Source organism: Flavobacterium arsenatis, assembly GCF_031456785.1.
GTDB classification, from domain to species: Bacteria; Bacteroidota; Bacteroidia; order Flavobacteriales; family Flavobacteriaceae; genus Flavobacterium; species Flavobacterium arsenatis.
This window is the reverse complement of record NZ_JAVDVI010000035.1, coordinates 1-1,226: the sequence shown is the minus strand read 5'-3', so window position 1 is coordinate 1,226 and position 1,226 is coordinate 1. Positions and strand designations below refer to the sequence as shown.

The window sequence follows — 1,226 nt, the reverse complement described above, 5'->3', positions numbered from 1 at the left end:
TGCACCAGCTTGTCCAGCTCGAAGGCTCCATCTTGTGTGATGTTGCTCTTGTTGTACTCGAAATTGATTTCTTTTAGCACTACTTCTTTTTCGGTTACAATAACATCGATCGGGTTCAACGGTGCATCAACTTTTAGCTTTCCGCCCTTGTTTGGCGTGATCTGGAAGACCCCGCTTTCAAAGCCGTCCTTGGCCGCCTGGATCGTGTAGGCCGTGTTGCATTCCACATTGTACACCACCTCGCCGTTGGCTCCGGTGGTCCTTGTCTCGATCACGTTCTTCTTGGCATCCAATATGGCAACCCTTGCATCGGCCAGCAATGCCCCTGTCTTGGCATTGGTCACCACCGTTGTGGCCTCCACGCTGCAAAGGGGGCTGGCCTCATATAAATTGTCGGCCCCTGCCCTGTTGCTTGCAAAGAACCCTATGTTGTTCACCGTGTTGAAGGAGAAGGAGAAGTCGTCCTTCTCGCTGTTTACAGGCTTTCCAACGTTCCTGGCCTCCTCTGTGGTTTTCAAATCGATCGAGAACACGTCAAGCCCCCCAAGCCCCTGCCTTCCGTTTGAAGAGAAGTAGAGCACGTTCTCGTCCGTGATGAAGGGGAACTGCTCCTTTCCCTCGGTGTTCACCTTCGGGCCAAGGTTCTCCGGGGTGCCGTATTGATCACCGCTTACCGATACCTTCCAGATGTCCGACTGCCCGATAGATCCCGGCATGTCCGATGTGAAATATAATGTCTTTCCGTCCTTGCTGATGCTCGGACTGCTTGTGGAATAGGATTTGCTGTTGAAGGGAAGCGGCGTGATGCTGCCCCACTTGTCCCCGTTTCTGGTTGCCCTGAACAGGTGCACCTGGCCAAACTTGGCCTTGAGCGCCTTGTCCTTCTCGAAGCTGTTCTCCGCGTGGCTGTCCCTTGAGAAGTACATCGTGTTGCCGTCGGCGGTGATCGCCACCGGGCCGTCGTGCCACCTGGTGTTCAGCTCGGCAACCTCCTCCGGCTTTCCGAAGCTCTTGTCAGAGGCGCTGTAGGTCGACCTGTAGACGTCAAGGTACGGCTCGTCGTTCCAGCCGTCGGTACGCTTGGCCTTGTTCCTTGAGCTGGTGAAGTACAGGGTGTTGTCATTGGTCAGCACCGGACCGAAGTCCGACTTCTCGCTGTTGATGGCAAGGGACTTTACGTTGAACGACTTCTGCTTGTCCAACAGCTTTGGAAGGTAGTTCGGGTT

1 protein-coding gene is annotated in these 1,226 nt (G+C 54.6%); it reads right to left on the bottom strand.

Features of this window, described 5'->3' with window-relative positions:
• The coding region (locus J2X31_RS18180) for a carboxypeptidase-like regulatory domain-containing protein (protein WP_310029014.1) at window positions 1-1,226 on the bottom strand (1,226 nt) is incomplete at both ends.